The organism is Plantactinospora sp. ZYX-F-223 (assembly GCF_039649625.1).
Lineage (GTDB): Bacteria > Actinomycetota > Actinomycetes > Mycobacteriales > Micromonosporaceae > Plantactinospora.
In genome coordinates, this window is record NZ_JBDJAV010000157.1 from 1 (window position 1) to 1530 (window position 1530).

At 71.2% G+C, this 1530-nt stretch carries 1 protein-coding gene; it reads right to left on the reverse strand.

What is annotated here, in order from left to right; translation table 11 throughout:
* Positions 1 to 15 precede the first annotated feature (15 nt).
* Positions 16 to 1464, reverse strand: coding sequence for a transposase (locus tag AAH979_RS42925; protein ID WP_346263858.1), 1449 nt, complete (start codon positions 1462 to 1464; stop codon positions 16 to 18).
* Positions 1465 to 1530 lie beyond the last annotated feature (66 nt).

Genomic DNA, 1530 nt, shown 5'->3' on the forward strand with positions numbered 1-1530 from the left:
CTAGTGCGGTGTCCACTAACGTTCACCGGGTTTCCGGTGGTGTTGTGGATCCTCGCCGGTGACGGCGAGCGACTCCCCACCCGGTGGTTGGTGGGGCGGGCCACCGCTGGCCAACCGACCCTCACGCCGCCCGGGGTGTTGTGGTGGGCGGCGGGGGTCACGTCGGGACCGGCCGGCACCGGGCAGGTGCCGGCCGGCTCGACGGTGCGTGACCACCCCACCCGACACCACCGGCACAGCGGCAGCAGGGGTGGGTGGGGTGGTAGGTCCGCCGCCCGGAGTCCGGGTGGCGATGATGGCCGCCGCGACCAGGTCACGATGGCCCGCAAATTCGCAGTACGAACAGGTGAGGTTCCGGTCTCGGGGTTTCGGTATCCGCCGGGTGCAGGCGGGGCAGGTCGACGACGTTCCCCGCTCGTCGACCAGAACGACTCTGATCCCGGCCAGGGTCGCCTTGTCGTGGAGGATGCGGATGAGGTGACCGATCTGCCACTGCCGCAACCGCAGGTTGTGCCGCCGCCCGGCCTGGAGGTCGAGCACGCCACGAGGGTCACCAACCCGCAGGGTCCCGACCTGGTGAGCCACAGCCCAGCCGATCACCGTCTTCGCCGCCTCGTGCTGGGCCTGCCGGACCCGCCGCCGATGCCGGCCCTCCACCACCCGCGCCCGACACCGATACCGCCGCCACCGCCGCGACCCCCGCTGCCCCCTTCCCGGCGCCCGACGGGAGACAGCACGGCGACGCCGCTTCGTATCCGACAGGTGCTGGCGGTGTTCGGCCCGGATCGCGCGGCCGGACACCAACAGGGCCTGCCCGTCGGGGCCGGCGACCGCGTACGGATGGATCACCCCCAGATCCACCCCCGCTACCCGCCCCAGGTGCGGACCCTCACCGACCGGATATTCCGTGACCGGGATCTCGGCGGTCACATCCAGGAACAACCGACCACCCTCGCAGAGCAGGGTGACCGACCGCACCTGCTCGGCTGGGTAGGGCAGGCGCCGGGCCAGCCGCAGCCACAACGGCGCCGTCCCACGTGCGGTCGGGACACGGACCCGACGGTCGTCGAGGGTGAAGGTCCCGTGATACCAGCGCACCGGCATCAGGAACCGGCGACGACGCGGAAACCGGACGGCGGCGTCGCCGTCCTTGCGGCGTTTCGCCGCCGCGAACCAGGCGTCGGAGAAGCGGCGCAACACCGACCGGGCGCCCGTGGAGTCCAAGTCCCCGAACGTCCCCGGTCCGGCAGCGGCCAACTCCCGACACAACTCTTGATAACCCGCCAACGGGACGTCCCGACGGACTCGACGCCACGCGTTGACCTCCAACACACACGCCCACACGTCCCCGGCCGACCGGAGCAGCCCGAAACACCGCCGCCGCTGACCTGACGTCAACCGCAACCCCACCCGTGCGGTCCGATACACCACCACAGCAGCGGCCGGATCCCGACGACGAGGCATGACCCACAGCCAACCCGACTGGTACGACAGAAACCCGGCAAACGTTACTGGACACCGCACTAGCCG